We start from the raw sequence: 22,270 nt of genomic DNA on the forward strand, positions 1-22,270 counted from the left end.
AATCGGACACACGGGTCATCCGGACCAGCATTGGTACAGCTCACAATCCGACCGCCGATCGACGCGGACCTTTCCCGCCTTCCCGGAAGCGTTGTCGCCGCGAGGTTCCCGGTGACCGGATCAATCGTCCCCCTCCGGCCCCCGGGCCGGGTCGGCATCCTGCGTCCACACGGACAGCCCCTGGCGGCGGCGTTCCTCGCGGGTGAGGAAGTCGTGGATGGTGCCGAGGAAGTCCTTCGAGCTGACGGGATCGGACGGCGGGTCGGGCGCGGTGGCGTAGGTCCATTCGGTGAGGTGGAGGCGCTGCGGGCCACGGTCCACGTCCAAGTGGGCGAGGTGGTTGCGGGCGGATCTGCGGAATCCGATGCGGGCCTGGTCGTCCACGGGGATCGCGGTCGAACCGGATTGCAGGACGTAGCCGGTGCCGTCGGCGTCCACGTAGAACGCGACCGGCTTGCCGAGGCAGGTGCCGAGCAGGCCCGCGGTCGGCGCGGACCGCCCGGCGGGGCGCAGGCGACCGACGACGCGGCCGGTCGCGGTGTCGTAGCGCACCCATTCGAAGCGGTCGTTGCGCGTCAGCCAGATCTCGCGCCGGGACACCTAATGCACTCCGAGCATGCGATTCACGCGGGCACTGGTGCGGCCCGCTCCCTGGATGATGTCCATCGGTGTTTTGCCCTTCACGTCGTGGAGGAACTCGTAGGTGGGTCCGACCGGATGGCCGTAGTGCCGCACGTTGCGCCGCTCGGCCCAGACGTTGAGCACCCTGGGTAGCTTCGCACGGGTCGCGGTCTTCACCGCGTTGCGTTCGTCGATCGCCCAGCGCGCCACGGTCTCCGGGTTCTCCCCCGCCGCCACCCGCGCCAGTCCGCGCTCGGCGATACCGCGCACGGTGTCGACGTAGTCCTGCCGGGCGGCCCCGATCGGGCCGAACGTCCGCAGCTTGCGCCACCAGCCGTCACCGCAGGACGCCAGGCCGAGCGGATCGACCCAGGTGTGCGGATTGTGCACGTAGGCATGGGCATTGGACGGGTTGGGCGCGAGTCCGAGGGGATCGGGCGCGGTATAGGCGGCGGTGACCGGATCGTAGTAACGGTGCCGGTTGTAATGCAGTCCCGTTTCGGCGTCGTGGTACTGGCCCGCGAAGCGCAGTGCCGTGGACGCGTGACCGTTCCACCAGGTGCGGCCCCACAGCGTGGCCGACGCCCAGCCCGCGACGGTGCCCGCGCGCGGGTCGATCAGTTCGGTGGGCGCACCGGCCAGATCGGTGACGATGGCGTAGAACTCGGTGTCGACGACGGACTGGTCCGCACCCGCGAATACCCGGGAATCGCGCGCCGGACCGGTCGACCGCGTGTACTGGGTGAGCGGCTCCCCGGTCTCGGGGTGATGCGTCCAGCACCAGGTGGTGCTCGACGGCGCCGGACCGTGCGACCGGTTCTGCTGGAAAACCAATTCGTCGCCGTCCCAGCCGAAGACGACCGTGTCGAGCACGTTGCCCGCGCGATCGGTGCGCACCTTCGAGACCCGCCTGCCGAACGCGTCGTAGCCGTACCGCCAGTAGGTGCCGTCCGGGGCGGACACGGTGCGGATCTGTCCGGCCGCGGTGTGGGTGAACTCGAACACCTCCGGCTTGTGGGACAACCTGGTGCGCACCACCCGGACCAGCCGCCCCGCGGCGTCGTAGGTGAACCGGCGCCGACCCAGCTCGGTCACCAACGTCCCCGTGGCCAACACGCGATCGGGCAGCGCGGGTTCGTCCGGGTCGGCGGCGAGGGTCACGACTCCGGCGGGGTCGTAGGCGTAGCGCTCGACCGGCGCCGGACCGCGCTCGGCCGCCACCGCGGTGACCCGGCCCGCCGGATCGACATCGACTCGGCGCGCACCGCGGAGCACGTCCTGACCGCCGGTGGTGTAGCCGTCGGCGCGGTACGTCCAGGTGCGCCCCGCGACCACGCCGGACGAGTTGCGCACGTGCTGGGCGATGATCCGGTCCCGCGCGTCGTAGCGCCGGTCGACGACCGCGGCGCCGACGCCGCGCACGATCTCGTTGCCGGCACGGTCGTAGCCGAAGCTCACGATGTCGGCGGGCCCCTGCCCATCATCGGTGGCCGCGCTCACCAGCAGCCCCGTGTCGTCGCGCCCGAACACCGTGCGCCTGCCGAGCCCCGCCCCCGGCAACGCCCTGGTGTCGACGATCCGCTGGGTTCGCCTGCCCGCCCTGTCGTACGCGACGGCCACCGTGACGCCACCGACGCGTTCGGTGAGCACCCGGCCCGCCGCGTCGCGCGTGATCAGCACCTCGGCATCGGGATTGGCGGCCTCGACGAGATCGCCGTGCCGGTCGTAGCGGTATCTGGTGACGCCGTCGTCGCTGTGCTCCTCCAGCACGCGGCCCGCGGCGTCGTACACGAACCGGGTCCTGCGCCCGGTCGCGTCCGTGGTGGAGCGGATCCGGCCCGCGGAGTCGTAGGTGTAGGAGGTGCGCGCGCCGTTGTAGTCGGTCTCGGCCAGCAGTCGCCCGGCCGGGTCGTACTCGTAGCGCCACACCAGGCCGGCGGGATTCGTCACGGAGGTGATCTGGAGCTGGGTGTCGTAGCCGATGCGCAGGCGCGCGCCATCGGCTCCGGTGACCTCCAGTGGCGAATCCAGCACTGTGTAGCGGGTCGTGCTGACATTGCCCGCCTCGTCGACACGCGAAAGTTCGTTGCCTTCGGCGTCGTAGGCCCAGACGAGTTCGGTACCGTCGGGGTTACGCTGGCTGAGGGGCTTGCCCTCCGGTGTCCAGGTGTATCCGGTGCTGCGGCCGAGCGGGTCGATGCGCGAGCGGATCCGGCCGAAGTCGTCGCGCTCGTAGGTCCACGTGCGACCGCCGGGCGCGGTGACGCGCACCGGCCGTCCCGCGTCGTCGCAGTCGACCTCTGTGACCAAGCCGGTCGGATCGATCACGCGGCGGAGCACCGAACCGCTCGGACGATAGTCGTATTCGTAACGCTCGCGGGCACCGTCGGGGCCCGTCACCGCGACCGTGTTACCCAGTTTGTCGGATTCGTATCTCCAGGTCCGGCCGCCCTGACCCACTTCTTCGAGCGGTTCACCCCACGCGCCGCGAACGACTCTGGTCGTCGTCCCGTCCGGCGTGGTGACGGCGGTGATCAGTCCGTGGCGATCGCGGTCGTAGACCGTCGCCGCGCCGGACGGATCGGTCTCGCGCACCACCTGATGCGCGGTGTCCCGGCCGAAGGTGCGCACGCCGCCGACGGCGTCGGTGATCTGCCAGACGTCTCCGCGCGCGTCGGCGCGGAACAGCAGTACCCGGAGCCCGCCGAACACCGGATCGTCGGGCACCGCCGCGCGATTGGCGACAACGCGCGGCCCGGCACGCTGAATCTCCCGGACCAGCGGCATGGCGCACAGCGCGTCCATCGCCGCGTCGAAGTCGAGCGCGCCGGACGCCGAGAGGTCGAGCGGCCGAACGGTTTCCACCAGGACGGTCCATCGGCCGCCGGGTGGCGCGTCGGGCGCGTCGTCGACGCCGTGCACGAACGCGTTGGCGTAGACGCCGCCGGTGCCGATCTGCGCGACACAACGGCCCAGCGCGTCGTAGCGGTGGTGGTAGGCGACTCCGTTGCGATCGGTCCACGAGCTGAGCCGGTGGGCCTCGTCGTAGGTGTAGCGCAGTTCCGCGCCGGACGCGTCCGTGACGCCGAGCAGATCACCACGGTCCGAGTACCGATAGGCGGCAACGGGAATGGTGTTCGCACCCGAGTCAAGCGACAGCGCGGTCACCCATCCGGTGACCGGATCGGTGCTGGTGCGCAGGACCGTTCCGCCCGAATGCCGGACGGCGGCCACCACACCGCCTGCGCCGTATTCGAAATCGAGGCGGTGACCGCCACGATGGGTGATCGACGCGATCGGCGCCACGGTGGGCGCTACCGCGAACTCCCGGACGGTCCCCGCGTCCAGGTCCCGTACCCGGTACACCTCACCCGACAGCGATAGCGGCAGTCGCCGTCCGGATCTCGGAAAGACCTCCGCCCCCGTGGCATCGGGATGCGGGTAGTCGAGCAGCGCGCCGTCCGCGCACACCAGCACGAGGCCGCGGTCATCGATCTCGAGCCGCTCGTCCAGCATCGACAGCCACCCGGGCCCGAAGTGCCGCCCCAGCCGCAGCGAGGACAGGTGAACGCGCCGCAGGCTCAGCGGCAGCGCACCGTCGGCGCGTACATCGTCGGCTTCGAGAAGTACGGCGCCCGTGGCCATGTCGACGGGCTCACCGTCGGTGCACCGATCCGGGCCCGAGATCGAGCTCGCGTCGCGTTGTTCGGTCACCACATCGCGGGCGCTCGGGGTGGGCGGCGACGCCTCCCGCTCCGGCGATTCCGGGGTCGCGAACGACTTGTCGTCGCTCCGCGCGGGCGGGGTCTCTCGCGCGTCACCGGCTGCGGGTTCCAGCGGACTCCCGTGCCGTGCCTGGGCGTCCCGCCAAGCCTTCGTGGCCTCCCATTCGACGACTTGGCGCTGAATGTAGTCGAGTTCGAGCCGGTGGCCGGCGGACAGGATGGCGTCGATGTCACCACGATCCTTGGCCCGGTTGGCGATCAGCTTGAGCACGATCACATCCTCGACCGAGATCACCCCGCCGGCCGCGCGATCGAGCGCGTCGTGCTGGAGCGGCGTCTCGGCGACCATCAGGTCCGCCGCTATCCCCTTGCCGTGCAAGCGGATGAGATAGACGTCGCCGTCCTCGTTGTCGAACGTGGCCACCTCGTATCCGGCCTCACGCAGCCGCGCCGGGAGATCGCCGACGTCGCGGATCATCAGATCGATGTCGTCGGTGGCGCGCGGCGCGGCCCGATAGACGTTCGCGGCCGTCGCACCGAGCGCGGCCGTCTCGGCACCAAGCTCTCGCAGGTAGGACAGGAAATCCACGGCCTGGTCGGGCAGCGGGCGGCGCGGACCACCGGTAACGGGGACGACCGCCTCGGCGCGGCCGGGGGCCGGCGTGCGCGCGCCGGAGGCGGCGCCAGGGGATCGCTCGTCGGGTGTGCCGCCCAGATCGCTGTCGTCGCGGCGGGCGGCGCCCGAACCGTCCGGCCGCTCCCCGATCCCTACGTCGGGGCGGTGCGCGCTCGGGGGGTAGGTGTCGACGGGTCGGTCCGCGCCGTCGGCTCGGAGGAGTATGCCGTGTGTGGCCAGCACACCCGTGGGTACCAGCCCGCGCCGGAACGGCTGGGGCGAGGTGCCCAGCGTCCGGTCGTGGATCATGACGCGACCGTTCTCGACGGACAACACGTAGGCGTGGGCGCCGATGCCGTCGCGACCGGCCGGACCGTGGTACTCGTCCACTACGAGCATCATCGGCGCGGGCCGGGCCGGGCCGGTCTGGGCGGCCTCCCGCTTCAACATGCTCGCGATCTGCGCCGGCGAGGGGTGCATCCGCAGCCGCCCGCCCGCGGCCTGCTCCAGCTCGTCGGCCGTCAAGCCGCCGGGACCGACCGAATCCGGCACCCGCACACCGGCGTTCGGCAGAGCGTCGGCGGCCACTCGCAGCGCGTCGATCGCACAGAGCGGCCGTGCGGAGACCTCCCGGCGGGCCGGGAGCCAGCGCGACCTGGGTTTGTGATGCTCGGTCGTGCCGTCGGCGTCCGGTCCGGTGGCCGGACGCTGGTCGGCGCTGCCTCTGGTGTCCTCGACGTCGAATTCCACAGCCGTGCGCCGGGATTCGGGGTCGTTCGGTGTGGCGACTTGACGCTGCCGCCAGCCGGGGTCCTCCAGTCCCGGTCGCGATCGCGCCGCGATCATGTCCTCGGCGCGTTCCGCGACGAACAGCGCCACGTTGCGCAGCGACTCCGAGGCGAGGGTCCGCGCATCGTCGAGGTACTTGAAGTAGCCACGGTGCTGGGTGATCCGATCCATGCCCGCGGGGAACTCCGCAGTCACGCGTCGCACGGCTCCGAACGCCCGCGTCGTCGGGTCGAGTCCGTGCCCGCGCCCGGCGAACCTGCCGCCACGCCCCGGGGTGTCCGCACCGGCCCAGGTCACCGGATCGCCGGAGGACGCCGCGACATACACCGGGACGCCGAACTCGGATGCGTGCCGGATCGGACCGACACCGGGCGACCCCAGCAGCATGATCGCGTCGACCATGCCCGCGAGGCGCGCGTTCTCGCCCGCGTAACTGGTGGCGACCGAGCCGTAACTGTGCGACAGCAGATAGACACGCGGCCGCTCGGCCGAAATATCCTGTCGCGCATCGTATTCCCGGCTCGCACGGAAACTCGCCAGATCCCGGCGCAGGATGCGGCCGCCCTCCCTGGCCGCCTCGGCACCCACCGTGCTCTGCACGACGGTTGAGCCGTTGGGGGTCTCGTACCCGATCCAGATGACCGAAGCGATCGCCAGGTCCGGGTTCATCCGGGCCGTCATCTCGTACACGTTCATCGCGGCGCGCAAGTTGCCGGGCAGCTTGTCCAGCGTGGTGGTGATCCCCGGCACGATCCAGGACAGCGACTGCGCCGTGTCGATGTCGCCGACGGACAGCACAGCGCGGCCGGTGCCGCCGAATTCGCTTCTGTCGTAGGACAGCACGTGTACCGGCGGGCTGTCGGGATGTACCGCGGCGCGCGCGTCCATCTGGCTGAGCGCCTGGGCGGTCCGCACCAGGTTGCGCAGTTGCAGCCGTTCGGCGGCGTCGAGCGTCGCACGCCCACCGTGCGGGTACCGCGCGAGGAAGGCGTCGAAATCCCGGGTGATCTGCAAGCGGTTCGCCTGGTCGCGCACGGCTGCCGGGACACCGTCGGCGTTGCCGATCTCGAACGGGTACACCCGCACCAGCGCCGCGCGCTCGGCGGCGCCGAGTTGCTCGTGCCACCAACCCGCGACGCGGTCGGTGTGGGCGGCGGCCTGGGCTTCGATGGTGGACTCGTCGTAGTCCCCGTGCTTCAGCGCATCGGGCCCCGCACCGGGTTCCAGCAGGTCGAGCGCGGCGCGGGCGAGCGCGCGCTGCTCCGCGGTGGGCGCCACGACGCCGGTGCGCTCGGCGGCCGGGTCGACCGGCACGTCCACGTCGTGCCCGAGGAACCGTACGGTCTCGCGCGTGCCGGGCCGGTGCGCGTCGGTGGTGACGGTGTCGGCTTGTCCCACGGTGATGCGTCCGAGGTTGTCCAGTGCCTCGGTCGGCACCGTGCGGCTCGGGTCGGTGTACCAGAAGTACTGGTTGCGTTCGGCCAGGATGCTGGCGAACCGGGGCGCGACCGGGAATTCGGCGGCGACGCGGACGGCGCCGAAGCCCGCCGACGCCGGATCGACGCCGAGCACGCGGGCATCGGGTCCCGCGATGGCGGCGGGAGTGTGCGCGCCGCGCCAGGTGAGGCGATCCGAGGTGGCGGTGAGCGCGAAGACACGGTCGGCGCCGAGGCCGAATTGTCCGGCGTCGGTGACCGGACCGACTCCCGGCGAACCGACCAGCGTCACGTCGGCAACCTGGCGGGCGAGGCCACCGTCGGCTCCGGCGTAACCGACTGCCGTGGAACCGTATCCGTGCCCGATCAGGTGCACGGCCGGGCGTCCTCGTTCTCCGGCGTCGCGCACCGCGTTGAACGCGGCGAGGTCGCCGAGCAGCGAACGCCCGCCCGCGCGGGCCGGACCGGTGGACGCGTACTGCGCCCACATGGCGCCACCGCTCGGCGGGTCGTAGCCCAGCCAGAGCACGGCCGCGTGCGACGACTCGGGTGCGGTGCGCGCGGCGGTGTCGTACAGGTTGTGGACGGCGTGCATGCTCTGGTTCATCGAGCGGACCGTGGCCGCCGCCCCCGGCACGTGCCAGGCGACATGGTCGGCCGTGTCGATGTCACCCAGCGCGATGACGGCCCGTCCGTCGCCCTGGTAGGCCGTCGGGTCGAAGACGAGGACGCGGACCGGCGGCGACCCCGGCGACCCGGCCGCGTCCCGATCGGCGCGGACCAGCAGCTCCGACATCGCGGTGAGGTCGGCGAGCAGGGTGGCGTCCGGACCCATCGCGCGCAACAACCTGCGCGCGCCACGGCCACTCCAGTCCGGCATCCGGTCCGGCACGGCGTCGGACGGCACCGCCGCGTCGGTGAACAGCAGCCGGCGCACGATCGCGAACTCCGGCTCGTTCAGCGGCTTCGTCCCGAAGTGCCGGAATGCGCGCGGGTTCGCGCCGATGCGCTCACCGAGTTCACGCCACGCCCTGCGGTGCGCGAGCCGGTTGGCGCGGTCGCGGAGGTCGGTGGGCAGGCCGTCCATGGCTCCGACCGTCTCGGGATGCGCGCGCAGCATCGCGTTCCGGTGCGCGCCGTCGAGCGAGTCCCAGACCCGGCGGTTCTCCAACGCCCACGCACGATGCGCCGCGGTGACGGTCGCGTCGGTGTCCTCGGCCCGAACCGCTGGGCGCACCGGGAACCGGTCGAGCGCGCGGGCCGCGGCATCAACGTCGCGCGCGTCGAGCCCGGGATCGGAGGGCAAGGTGGGCGGGACAGCGGGTTCGGGGAGTGCGCGGCCGCGGTGTTCCATGACATCGCGCAACCGGTCCGGGAAGTCCGTCACGATCGCGTCGACGCCCAGCCCGATCACGCGATGCATGTCGGCTGGTTTGTTCACCGTCCACACCGACAGCCGCACGTCCGCCGATTCGGCTTGGCGCACAAGCTTTTCGGTGACCATCGACCGCTCCGGCGACAGAATCGTCGCCCCCGCCTCCCTGGCCGCCGCCGCCAGATCCCCACCCGCATCACGCGGCTTACCGGTGAGCTGCGCCCACAACATCCGCGCGCGCTCACCCCGCGAAACCCCCGGATCCCGCCCCAGCCAAGTCTCGCTCGCGGTCCGGGCGCTCACCAACGCCACCCGCTCGGCATCCGGCGCCAACTCCGCCGCGTGGGTCAGCACCCGCCAGTCGAACCCCAGGACGCGGAAGTTCGCGCCGTGCGCGCGCATGGTCCGCACGGCCGCGTCCACCACGGCGCGCACCTCGGCGTCGGGCCAGCTCGGGTCGGTCTTGATCTCGACCGAGAACGTGCCGTCCCAGCCCGTGTCCGCAGCCAGTCGCGCGACCTCGTCCAGGGTCGGCACCAGCGCCCCGGGCTCGGCCCGCTGGGTGTCGGCGAAGCCCGGGTGCACCACGGCCGCGTCGAGGGTGCGCACCTGGTCGAGGGTCAGGTCCCGGATCCTCTGACCGACATACCTGTGGTCCGGGTCGGTGTCGCGAATCGTGCGCTTGTCGATGCGTTGCTCATGATGCACCACCGGCACGCCATCGGAGGTCAACCCGACATCGAGCTCGATACCGTCCACACCCATCCGCATCGCGGATTCGAACGCGGGCAGGGTGTTCTCCGACCACAGACCACGACCACCCCGGTGCCCCTGCACCTCCGGGCCGGTCGGGCGGGTGACCGGTCCATCGACCGGACGGTAACCCTGTGTGCCGTCATCGATTCCGGCCGTCGTGGCCGGATCGACCTTCGGCACCTTCCCGATCACCCGACGGAAGACATTCACGTCCCCCACGCCCGGCCGGTGTGGTTCGGGCGTGACCGTATCGCCCAGCCCCGCCGCGATCCTGCCGAAGTTCTCCAACGCCTCCGTCGGACGCGTCCGGGACGCATCGACATAGTCGTAGTACTGCGTGTGATGCCTGCGCGAATCGGCGAACTCGGCGGTGTCCGGGTACTGCGCCGTCACGCGGCGCGCGCCGAACGCCTCGATCGACGGGTCCACGCCGACGCCGAGGAATCGCGACGCCCGCCCGGCTCTGTTGCCGCCCACCCACGTGACCTTGTCCGTGGACAGGGTCGCCACGAAAACGTTGTCCCCCACCCCGAACTCACGCGCATGCCCCACCGGACCCGCACCCGGCGACGCCGCCAACGTGATCGAGGAGACCTCGTGCGACAACCGGCCGCCGCCCCCCGCGTAACTGGTCGTGGTCGACCCGTAGCTGTGCCCGAACACATGGTTGTCCGGACGACCCGTTCGGACTTCCCGAGAAGCGTTGAACGCGGCGATATCCCGCGCCAGCGATGCGCCCCCCTCCCGCGCCGGCCCCAGACGGAACGCACCCGAATACCCCGACGGCGCGCCGTAACCCAACCAAGCGATCGACGCCACCGCACGCCCCGGAGCACGACGAGACGTCACCTCAAAGTGGTTGCGCGCGAAATCCGTATTCCACGCCAGCTTTCCGAGATCGGTCTTGATACCCGGCACATGCCACGACACCGAATCGGCCGAATCCACATCACCGATCGCCAGCACCGCACGACCCTTACCACCGAACGCCCCCGCATCGAACGACAACAGGTGCACCGGCGGTGTCGCCAGATCCTCCGCCAGCCCGGTCTCGCGCGCCATTCGATCGGCGTCGACCAGAGCGGCGACGGTGGTCTCCAAGTTGGCCAGGGCGGTGCGCTGGGCATCCGTCCGCGCGCTCGAATGCACAGCGCGCAGGTCCACCAGATCACGCACGATCGCCAGCCGGTTCGCGTAATCACGCGCCACCGCGGGAATCCCGTCCGCGTTACCCAGCTCCCGCGGATGCGCGAGCACCACCGTCCGCCGCTCGGCGGCATTCAGCCCGTCCCACCAGCGCGCGTTCGCGGCCGCCCGGTCCCTGGCGGAGGTGACCGTCTCGGTATCGGCGTAATCCCCGTGCAGCAACCGATCCGGTCCCGCGCCCGGCGATCGCCGATCCAACAGCTCCCGGGCCAGGCGCGATTCGTCCTCCGTCGGCCTGCGGTCCGTCGGGAGTACGTCGGTGAGCGCGAACTGTCCGTCCCCGTCGCCGCCGGGCTCGGACGGCACGGCGGGCACCGGCGGTGTACCGGGGCCCCGACCGCCCCCATCGTGACCACCGGCGGCGGCACCGGGACCGTCGTCACCGTCCTCGTCCGGCTCCGTGGACGGCGGATCGATGCCGGGCGGCGTGCGTGTGGGGTCGATCGCGCCGGGGCCGGAGTCCTCCAGGGGAGTTCCGAGGCGGTCGCGCGCATCCTGCCACTCGCGCGTCACCTCCCATTCGCCGGCCTGCCGCTCGATGTAGCCGAGGTCGAGCCGATGCCCCGCGGACAGGATCGCGTCGATGTCCGCACGGTCCTTGGGCCGTCCGCCGATCAGCTTCAGCACCAGGATGTCCTCGATCGAGATCACCCCGTCGAACGCGCGGTCGAGCGCGGCGATCTGGACCGGTTCCTCGGCGACGATCAGGTCGACCGCGCGGCCGTCGCGCCGAGCCCGGATCAAGTAGATCTCGTCGTCGGCGTTCTCGGTGGTGGTGACCTCGTAGCCTGCCTCGCGCAATCGCCGGGGCAGATCGCCCGCTTCGCGGATCAACAGGTCGACGTCCTCGGTCGGGCGCGGGTCGGCCCGATACACATTGGCCGCGACACCGCCGAGAGCCGCGGGGTCGGCGCCCAGCGAGCGCAGGTGAGCCAGGAGGTCGGTGACGTGGCCGGGCAACGCGCGACGCGGACCACCGGTGTCGGGTGGGGTCGGCGGCGGCTCGGGAAGGGCGCGGCCGCGGTGTGCCATGACGTCGCGCAACCGGTCCGGGAAGTCGGTCACGATCGTGTCCACACCGAGTTCGATCAACCGGTGCATATCGGCGGGATCGTTCACCGTCCACACCGACACCCCGATGTCCGCCGATTCGGCCTGGCGCACAAGCTTTTCGGTGACCATCGACCGCTCCGGCGACAGAATCGTCGCCCCCGCGTCCCGCGCGGCAGCCGCCAGGTCCCCGCCGGCGTCCCGCGGCTTACGGGTGACCTGCGCCCACAGCATCCGGGCGCGCTCGCGCCGGGAGATACCCGGATCCCGCCCGAGCCAGGTCTCGGTCGCCGTGCGGGCGCTCACCAACGCCACCCGCTCCGCATCCGGCGCCAACTCCGCCGCATGCGTCAGCACCCGCCAATCGAATCCCAGAATCCGGAAATCGACCCCCTGCCCCCGCAACGCGCCGGTGACCGCCGACACGACGGCCCGCACGTCGGCGTCCGGCCAGCTCGGATCGGTCTTGATCTCGACGGCGAGCGTGCCGCGCCAGCCGGTTTCACGCGCGAGGGCGATCACTTCGTCGAACGTCGGTATCCCCGCGCCGGGTTCGGCCCGTTGGGTGTCGGCGAAGGCGGGATTCACGACCGCCGCGTCGAGGGTCCGGATCTGATCGAGAGTCAGATCGCGGATCTTCTGACCGACATACGTGTTGTCCGGATCGGTGTCCCGGATCGTGCGCTTGTCGACGTGCTGCTCGTGATGCACCACCGGCACACCGTCGGAGGTCAGCCCGATATCGAGTTCGATGCCGTCCACGCCCATCCGCATGGCGGCGCGGAATCCGGGCAGCGTGTTCTCCGCCCACAAGCCACGACCACCACGATGCCCCTGCACCTCCGGACCGACCGGACGGGTGACCGGTCCATCCACCGGACGATAGCCGTGTGTGCCGTCATCGATTCCGCCTTTCGCGGCGAAATCGACCTTCGGCACCTTGCCGAGCACGCGACGGAAGACATTCGCGTCCCCCATGCCCGGCCGGTGCGGTTCGGGCGTGACCGTATCGCCCAGCCCCGCCGCGATCCGGGCGAAGTTCTCCAGCGCCTCGGTCGGGCGCGTCCGCGACGCATCGACGTAGTCGTAGTACTGCGTGTGATGCTTGCGTGGTTCGGCGAACGCGGCGGTATCCGGATACTCGGCGGTGACCCGACGCGCACCGAACGCCGCCACGGACGGATCGATCCCGACGCCGAGGAACCGCGACATCCACCCGGCCCGGTTGCCACCCACCCAGGTGACCTTGTCCGTGGACTGCGTCGCCACGAAAACGTTGTCCCCCACACCGAACTCGCGCGCATGACCCACCGGACCCGCACCCGGCGACGCCGCCAACGTGATCGTCGAGACCTCGCGAGCGAGCCTGCCCGCTCCGCCCGCGAAGCTCGTCGTGGTCGACCCGTAGCTGTGCCCGAACACATGATTGTCCGGACGCGCCGGTCCGCCGCGCGCGGCACTCGACTCGCGAGAAGCGTTGAACGCGGCGATATCCCGCGCCAGCAGCGCCCCACCCGCCCGCGCCGGGCCGAGCCGGAACGCCCCGGTGTATCCGGTCGGCGCGCCGTAACCCAACCAGGCGATCGACGCCACGGAGCGGCCCGGCGCGCGCCGCGTCGTGACTTCGTAGTGGTTGCGCGCGAAATCCGCGTTCCAGGCGAGCTTCCCGAGATCGGTCTTGATCCCCGGCACATGCCACGACACCGAATCGGCCGTGTCCACGTCACCGATCGCCAGCACCGCGCGACCCTTACCCTCGAACGCTCCCGCGTCGAACGACAGCAAGTGCACCGGCGGGGTATCGCCGCCGGTCTCGCGGGCCATACGGTCCGCCTCGGCGAGCGCCGCGACTGTCGTGTGCAGATTGGCGAGTCGAGTGTGCTGCTCCTTCGTGCGATCGCTCGAGTGCACGGCGCGCAGGTCCGCCATCTCCCGGACGATCGCAAGGCGGTTCGCGTAATCCCTGGCGACAGCGGGAATCCCGTCCGCGTTGCCCACGTCCCGCGGGTGCGCCGAGACCACCGCCATCCGCTCGGCGGCACTCAGCCCGCGCCACCACTGCGAGTTCGCCGACGCCAGGTCCCGAGCCGACGCGACCGCCTCGGCGTCGGCGTAGTCGCCGTGCGCCAACCGGTCCGGACCGCCTCCGGGCGCGCGGCGATCCAGCAGCTCCTGCGCCAGACGCAGTTGTTCCCCGGTCGGCCGCCGATCCACGGGCAGCAGGTCCGACAGCGCGAATTGCCGGTCACCGTCGTCGGCGGGGTCCGGCATGGCGCCGCGCTCCCCGGGATCACCCGGGCCGCGGCTCCCGTCGTCGGCGTCGCCGGGGGCAGGTGGTACCTCGTCGTCCCCGTCGGTCCGCGGCGATTCCGGCGCGGGCGGCGTGGTCTCCGAATCCGATTCGGCTGCTTCGGATTCCGCCGGATCAGAGGTGGGCTCGGCGCGCCCGGACGCCAGCGCGGCCGCATCGGGACGCGATGCCTTCGGGTGGGGCGAGGTCCCGTCGCCGGGACCATCGGACGGGTCCCGGCCCGGCGCCACCGGCCCCGGATCGTCGGGCCTGCGGTACTTCGGCGAGCCGTGCTCGATGGTCGCGACACGCGCCGCTTCCGGGTCGCGCGGCAGGGAGCCGACACGGCGCTGCAACCAGGTCGGCTCCTCCACACCGGGCCGGTGCTCGGCGCGGCTGACCTCGTCCGCGCGGCCCGAGACGATCAAGCCGAAGTTCTCCAGCGCCTCGGTCGGCGTGCGGTGCGCCCACTCGGTGTACTGCCAGTACTGACGGTGCGTGCGCAGACCGTCCGAGAAGCGCGGCACCCGGGGGAATTCCGCGCGCACGCGCTGCGCGCCGAACGCGGCGATGGCGGGATCGGTGCCCTGTCCGCGGCCGGCGAAGCGGCCCGGCAGGCCCGGGATGTTCGCGCCGACGAACGTGACCGGGTCGCGCGATCCGATTGCCACGTAGACGTTCTCGGCGCCGATGCCGAAATCGCTCGCGTGCCGCAGCGGCCCGGCACCCGGTGAGCCGAGCAGGGTGATGGTGGTGACCTCCCCCGCCAGACGGCCGTTCGCGCCGGCGTGCCCGGTGGTCGTGGACCCGTAACTGTGGGCGAGGATGTGGTTCTCGGTGCGTCCCGGTCCGCCCTTGTCCGCGTAGAAGTCGCGCGCCGCGTTGAATCCGGCCATATCGCGGGCCAGCAGCTTGCCGCCCTCCTCGGCCGGAAGCTGCGACACCGTCTCGGTCGCCATGGTCTTGCCGCTCGGTGCGTCGTAGCCGATCCAGGCCACCGAGGCGATCTCCCGTTCCGGAGCCATCCGGGAAGCGACTTCGTACAGGTTGAGCGAGTTGCCCATCCGCGCGCGCATGTGCTGTGCGGTGGTGGTGATGCCCGGAATCTGCCAGGCCACCGAGTCGGCGGTGTCGATATTGCCGAAGGAGAGCACCGCGCGGCCCGCGTGACGGAACTCGGTGGCGCTGAAGCCGATCAGGTGCACCGGCGGCCTGGCCACATTCGGGTGCAGGCGACCCACCCGCTCCTCGGCGACCGCCAGCGCACGCCATGTGTAGACCAGATTCTCCACCTCGAGCCGGGTGGTGCCGTCCAGCTGAGAGCGCATCCACTGCTCCGGATCGGTGCCCTCGGGCACCTGGCCGGCGAAGGCCGCCAGATCGCGGGCCAGCGCCAGGCGGTTCGCGTAGTCGCGCACGTGCGCCGGGATGCCGTCGGCGTTGCCCACCTGGCGCGGATGGGTCCGTACCAGCAGGGCCCGTTCCTCCGTGGTGAGCGAGTGCCACCACCGGGCGTTCTCGGTGGTCCGCTCCCGCGCCGAGCCCATGATGTCGGCCGGGTCGACGGCGTGCAGCAACCGCGCCGGGCGCGCCCCGGGGGCCAGCCGGTCCAGGAGCTCCTGTGCCGCGACGCGATCGGCCTCGGTGACGGCCGTGTCCGGCGGGAGCACCCGGTCGGGGCTCCACCGCGGCGCGTCGCGGTCGGGCCCGGCGTCCACCGGGATCGCGTGCGCGGGTCGCTCGCCGCGCGCTTCGGCGAACGCGCGGCTCACGTCGGCGGCCGTCACGACCCGGGAGCTCGGTTTCGCCCGCGCGGGCGCCTGGTCCGGGGTGGCGATCTCGTCGCCGCGTCCCGCGGCGATCAACCCGACGTTGGCCAGCGACGCGGTCGGCGTGCGGGTGTGGAAGTCCGTGTGCGCCAGGTAGCCTCGGTGCGCGCCGCGACGCCCCGCGAACTCCCGGGTGTCGGGGTAGCGCGCCGGGATCCGCCTGGCGCCGAAGGCGTCCGACACCGGATCGGCGCCGAGTCCGCGGCGCAGGACCCGGTCGGACCGGCCCCGGTTCGCGACCGGGTCGCCCGGTGCGGCCGCCACGAACACGTTGTCGCGGCCGATACCGAAGTCGTCGGCGGTACGGATCGGACCGGAACCGGCCGGACCGAGCAGGGTGACCGTGGCGATCCGTCCGGCCAGCCTGCCCTCCGCCCCCGCGAAACCGGCGGTGACGGCGCCGAATCCGTGCGCGATCAGGTGGGCGGCGCCCGGGCCGTCCGGCGCCGTGTGCGCTCTGCTGACGTGCCACGCCGCGATATCGCGCGCGAGCAGATACCCACCGACCGCCGCCCGGCGCGGGTTGCCCGCTTCCGGTCTGGTGTCCGGGTGGTCGTAACCGATCCAGACGACCGAGGCGACATCGGCGTCGGCGTCGGCCGTGAGCTTCGACGTCACCTCGAACTGCGCGCGGGCGAACGACATCCGCGTTCCGACGTCGGTCAGGGTGGTGCCGCGCCCGCTCACGTGCCACGACACCGAGGACGCCCGGTCCAGATCACCCAGCGCGACAACGATTTTGCCCTTGCCCTGGAAAGCTCCCGGATCGTAGGAGATCAGCTGTACCGGCGGAGAACCGAGGGCCCGATCGGCTCGGCGGCGCATCGCGGCCAGTTCGTCGCGGGCGGTGACGATATTGCGCAGCTCGCGCCACTGGTCCGGGGTCAGGTTCGGCCGCCGCCCGCCGGTGTCGCCGAGTTCGACCAGTCGGCGCAGATCCCGCGCCATGGCCAGTTCGTTGGCAGCGCTGCGGTCGGCGGCCGGGATACCGTCGGCGTTGCCGATCACCCGGGGGTAGGTCACCGCGAGCGCGGAGCGCTGTACGTGGGTGAGCGCGTGCCACCAGGTCGCGTTGGCCTCGGCGCGACGCGCGGACGCGTCGACCACATCGCCGGGTGGGACCGGATGCGACAGCATGGTGAGCAACTGCGCTTCGGGACGGGCGGGCGCACCGGCTCCCACCTCGGGCGGCAGCAGCGTCCGCAGGTGCCGCACGGCGTCCTCGGCCAGCTTCCGCTCCTCGGCGGTGGGCTCGCGGTCGATCGGCAGTCCGGCCTCGGCCCGCGGCGCGCCGTCGGCGGGCGGCACCGGGGCCGTGCCGTCCCGCACGACCAGCGGTGCGGGATCGCCGGGGTGGGTGTGGGCGGCCGGGCCGAGGTCCTCGCCCGCCGCGATCCGCCCGAAGTGACGCAGGGCTTCCGACGGCAGCCTGCCCTCCGGGTCGGCGTGGAAGTACAACTCGGACAACGGCGCTCGGCGATTGTGCGGCGTATCCACCGGAACCCGCCGCGCCCCGAACGACTCCGCGGTCGGGTCGACCGGTCCCGTCGCGGTGATCGCGCCCGCCAGTCGCGCGGGCACGGCGGTGAACGACGCGCCGCGGTCCCGCTCGGAGGTGGCGACGAAGACATCGCGGCCGATGCCGAACTCGGCGGCGGATCGGATCGGGCCCACCTCGTGCGCACCGACCAGGGTGACGGTGTCGACCAGCGCGGCGAGGCGTCGGCCGCGGCCCGCGTGGCCGACGGTGGTCGCGCCGTGCCGATGCCCGAACAAGTGGTTCGAGTGGGCGGGCCCCTCGCCGCGCGCGGCGGCCGCGGCCCTGGTGGCGTCGAATCCGATCAGGTCGCGCACCAGCAGATCGCCACCCCGGCGGGCGAGACGGTCGGCGCCGGGCACCAGCCGGTTCGCGGGTGTGCGCGCGCCGACCCAGGCCACGCTCGCCACCGGCCGGTCGGCGGCGGCGCGCGCGGTGGACTCGTAGTGCGCCGCGGCCGCCGTCACATGGTCGTCGATGCGGCGTAGCGACGTACCGCTGTCGGGCACGTGCCAAGCGACCGACACCGCCCGGTCGAGATCACCGAAGGCCACCAGCGCGCGGCCGTGGCCGCCGAAGCTCGCGGCGTCGTAGGAGAGCAACCGCACCGGCGGCCTCGGCACGCCGGGGTCCAACGCGTCCGCCAGACGCTCCGCTCGCGCGAGCGCCTCCCTGGTGCGGATCATGTTGCGCAACTGGTCGGGCTCGGCACGGTTGAACTCGGGGTTGACCACCTGACCGACGCCGAGCCGCTCCGGTGTGCGGGCGCGGAACGATCCCAGATCACGTTCCAGGGCAAGGCGATTCGCGCGATCACGCACCTTGGCGGGGATGCCGTCGGCATTGCCGACCAGTTCCGGGTGCACGCGGACCATCGCGGCCTGCTGGTCGTCGTCGAGGCGGTGCCACCAGTCCGAGTTGGCGCGCGCCCGGTCACGGGTCGCGGCGTCGGTCGCGGGGCCGAGGTCGTCGTCGCCGTGCCGCAGCCGGGTCGGATCGCCGCCGTCGAGGTCGCGCACCGCCGACGCGGCGAGGTTGATCTCGGCGTCGGTGATCGGCTCGTCCACGGTCCGGTGGGGCGGATCGTCGTCGGCGCGCGAATCCGTGTCCCCGATCGTTGTTCCGGGACGGGTCGCGCTCGCGGTCTCGGTGGTCTGCGCCGCTGTGACCGGGCGCATCAGCTCGCCGTCCGGTCCGTAGAAGATGCCCCAGGTGGAATCCGCATCGGGCGTGTCGTCGGGGTCGAAGACGAACGGCTCGTCAGCACGTCGCGGATCGTCGACCATGACCCGATCGGTATCGGCGTCGTAGTACATGGTGTAGGAGTGCGCGCCGACACCGTGCTCGTCCACCGGACCGCCCTGGTCGACCACCACGGCCGTCGCCCGCCCGCCCAGTTCCGCCAATCCGTCCGCGATCACCTGGTGCGGCGAGCGATCGCGGTGCCCGGTGATCGGGGTCAGTTCGCCACCCGCGGCGTCCTGAGCCCGCTGCCAGCTCACGCCCTCGGGCCCCACCGTCCCCGGCTCGAACAACGCGATCGAGGGGTTGCCGGTCTGGACCGACGCCCGCCACAGCGCCGATTCGAAGCAGTTGTTCTCGCTCGTCTCGGGCCGATCGGGGACGGCGGGCCGGTCGCCGTCCGCCGGGACGGCGTCGGGCGCCCGATGTTCGGCGGTGCCGACGAGATCGGCGACCACCGCGTCGATGCGGTACATCGCCACGGCCGGTACGCCGCCCGGCAGCGTGGCGCGCTGGGCCGTGCCGAGCGTGCGGTACAGCCGCCCGTTCTCGTCGGTGACGTGGACGCGCACGTCGTCGCCGAAACGCCCCGGACGGATGCGCCCGTCGCCGGGCAGGCCGCCGAGCACGACATCGCTCGCCAGTCCGGCCAGGCGCCCACCGCGGCCCGCGGCCTCGGCCACGTCGACGCCGTAGCCGTGGGCGATGATCTTGTTGCGCGCAGGCGCGCCGCCGTCCGCGCGCGCCGAGCGGGCCGCGTCGGCGGCGGCGACATCGCGCAGCAGCAGCCGGGCTCCCTCGCGCGCCCGGGTCAGCGTGACCGATTGCAGCGCGGCCCGCGGGCCGTTGCCCTTTCCGGGCGGCGCGTCGTAGCCGACCCAGGCGATCGAGGCCAGTGATCCCCCGCCTCGCACGCTGTCGGCCGCGCTCAGGTGCATGTTCAGCGCGGTGCCGAGGCTCGCACCGAGGCTGCCGACGGATTGCCCACGGCCGCCGACGTGCCACGCCACCCGATCGGCGGCGTCGACGTCACCGAATGCGACAGCGGCACTGCCCTTTCCACCGAACGCCGTCGAGTCGAAGGCCAGTACCCGGACCGGCAGGCCCGGCGCTTTCGCGTCGGCCTGCGCCTGCGCGGCGGCCAGCGCGCGCACCGTCGACCGCAGGTTGGACAACTGGGTGCGCTCGGCGTCGGACAGCGTGTCGCGGGAGAGGAGATCGTCGATCTCCCTGGCGATGCGCAAGCGGTTGGCGGCGTCCGCCGAGTCCATGTCGATACCGGGCGCGCGGCCGATGGTGCGCGGATGCGTCCGGACCATCGCGGCGCGCTCGTCGGGTGACAGCGAATCCCACCACCGCGCGTTGGCGCGAGCCAGCTCCCGGGCGCGAGCCCGCGAGGTGGTCCCCTCGTTGTGCAGCAGATCCCGGAGTTCGGCCCCATCGCGCTGCTCGGCGAGCTTACGCACGGCCGACTCGGCCGCCCGAGCCTCGGAATCGGTTGGCGGAGATATGTCTTCGGGAAGCACACTGCGGCGTGGGCGGGCGCCGTCGCCGGGATCGTCGGCGTCGGGTGGGATCGCGGCGGTGTCCGGGTCGGCGTTCGCGTCCGGGTCGGTGTCCGCGTCCGGGCGGGAACCGGCGCCCGCCTCCGCGTCGGCCGGCGCCTCCCGGGTGGCGGACCGCGACCCTTCCCCCGCTCGCGTCCCCGTCTCGGGCGGCGCGACGGGCGGTGCCGCGGGGATCACGACCGGCGCGACCTGGTCCGCCCCGGTGTCGGCGTCCGGATCGGATTGCACCGGCGTCGGGTCCACCGCCGACCGCGCTTCCGCATCAGCCGTATTCGCTTGCAGTACACCGGGATCGGCTACGCCCGAGTTGGTGGACACGCTCGCCGCACCGGCCCGTGGCCGCGACGCGGCGGTGTCTGTATCGGCGCCCGGAGTGCGCGCCGAACTCTCCCCCGGACGCGGCGAAGTCCCGTCGAACACCGAGGTTCCGCGCGGCGGCACGTCGTCGCCGTCCATAGCCGGATTCCGGCGCACCGGGCTCGCCGACGAAGTGCCCGGCGCGGGCGCGCCGGACTGGGCCGCTTGGGCGGGTTGCCCGGCCACCGGACCGGACGCCGCGGGAGCGACCCCGGACGGAGTTGCCGTGGCACCGGCCAGGGGCGTCCCGGCCGGTGGCGAACCGATATCACCTTGTGCGGCACCGGTATTCGCGGAGGTGCCGCCACTCTCGGCGGTGCCACCCACCCCCTGGGTCTGCGCGCCGTCCAGCGCGGGAGACACACCGGCCGGGCGCGCACCGTCGGTGGGCGTGGAACCGGACGGCTTGTCGCCACCGGAATCCGCCCGCGTGTCACCGGAAGCGCCCTCGGGCTTGCCCGCCGCGTCCGTGTCCGTCGAACGGCCGTGCTCCGACCGGCCGTTCTGCCCGCCGTCTTCGGACGACGACCGCTCCCCCGACTCCGAAGTGGCGCGGTCGCCCGATGCGCTCTGATCACCGGCGGGCGCGGTGCCCCGGTCGCCACCACCCTGGCCGGACTGCTCGCCGCCACCGGTCGAGGACGGTTGTGTGCCCGCGTGTCCCGCGCCGTTGCGCTGGCCCGCGCCTTCGCCGGTGTTCTGCGCAGCGCCGCCGTTGGTGTTCTGCGCGGCGCCCGCGCCGTTCGGGGAGGTGGGCTGGGCGCCGTTGGACTGTGTGCTGCCGGGGTTGCTCGCCGACCCGTCCGGGGGACTGCCGGGTCCGTCCGGGGAAGGCCCGGACGGACCCGGCGTGGGCCCATCCGGGGAACCGGGCATGCCGCCGATGTTCACCGTGGGATTCGGCATGTTCGGCATCGGGCCGCCGCCGAAATCGGTCAGGCCGCGCCAGCCGTAGATCGCACTCGGTCCCATACCCGACAAGGCGCCGCCCACGAACATCCGCGGGTCGAGATCCCACTGCCCGGTGATGGCGCCGGTGGACACATAGGCGGCCACCGCGCCGCCGAGGCCCGCGGTGCCGCCGACGACGATTCCCTTGAACAGGCCCTGGAATCGGGCGTCTCCCAGACCGGTCCGGTTCATCGCCGCACGTGCCCCGAACCCCGTGGCGCCACCGGCTCCGCCCGCGATCCCGGAGATGAGCGCGTTCTGGCCGACCTGCCCCCAGTTCATCTCCTTCTGGAAGCCCTGGGAGACATTGAGGCCCTGGATCGCGACCTCTTGGATGGTGCCCTGGAGCACCTCCACGATCGCCTCTTGGACGATCTCGTAGACGACCTTGATCACGATGTCCTGCGCCGCACGCGAAATCGCCATCCGGCCCACGACGGAAGCGATCCGGTTCAGCAGCGCGCTGCCGAGCCACCGGATCGCCGTCTGCGTCGCGGCCGTGAGGCCCGCCTGCGCGAAAGGCGCGCCGGGACCGAGGAACGCGGCATAGGCGAGCTCCGCCGCGAGCCAGGCCAGCGAGAAGATCACATTGAGCTTCCCCGAGCGGATCTGTCCCGCGTACTCGATCGCCGAGTCGCCCATCTGCTCGAAGACCTTGGCGATCGTCTCCAGCGACCCGTCGCCGGAGATGAGTTTGTCCAGCTCCTGGCGGATCTTCTCCTTACCGTCGCCCTCCGGGTAGGCGACGAGCAGTGAGCGGATCGCGGTCTCGGCCTCGGGTACGGCCTTGTCCCGCAGGTCGCCGCTGATCTCGGCGAGCGCTTCGCCGAGTTCCTTCTGCAGATCCTCGTTGCCTTCGGGCCACTCGCTGCCCGCCACCCAGTCCAGCCATTGCAGCCAGCCGGGGATCATGATCGCCATT

The 22,270-nt window shown here is 72.2% G+C and carries 2 protein-coding genes; both read right to left on the bottom strand.

The genetic code is table 11. The features are described from left to right. Positions 1-120: 120 nt before the first annotated feature. The gene (locus OHB21_RS03265; protein ID WP_067507422.1) at positions 121-600 is read right to left on the bottom strand and encodes a hypothetical protein; all 480 of its coding nucleotides are present in this window, start codon (positions 598-600) and stop codon (positions 121-123) included. Beyond that, positions 601-22,269 (bottom strand): alpha/beta hydrolase, encoded by a 21,669-nt coding sequence (locus OHB21_RS03270; protein WP_195125528.1) that lies wholly within the window; start codon positions 22,267-22,269, stop codon positions 601-603. Position 22,270: the final 1 nt, after the last annotated feature.

Source organism: Nocardia puris, assembly GCF_036051655.1.
GTDB classification, from domain to species: Bacteria; Actinomycetota; Actinomycetes; order Mycobacteriales; family Mycobacteriaceae; genus Nocardia; species Nocardia puris.

Coding starts and splice junctions, on each gene's coding strand:
- OHB21_RS03270 (WP_195125528.1), bottom strand. CDS start 22,269: ATGGCGATCATGATCCCCGGCTGGCTGCAATGGCTGGACTGGGTGGCG.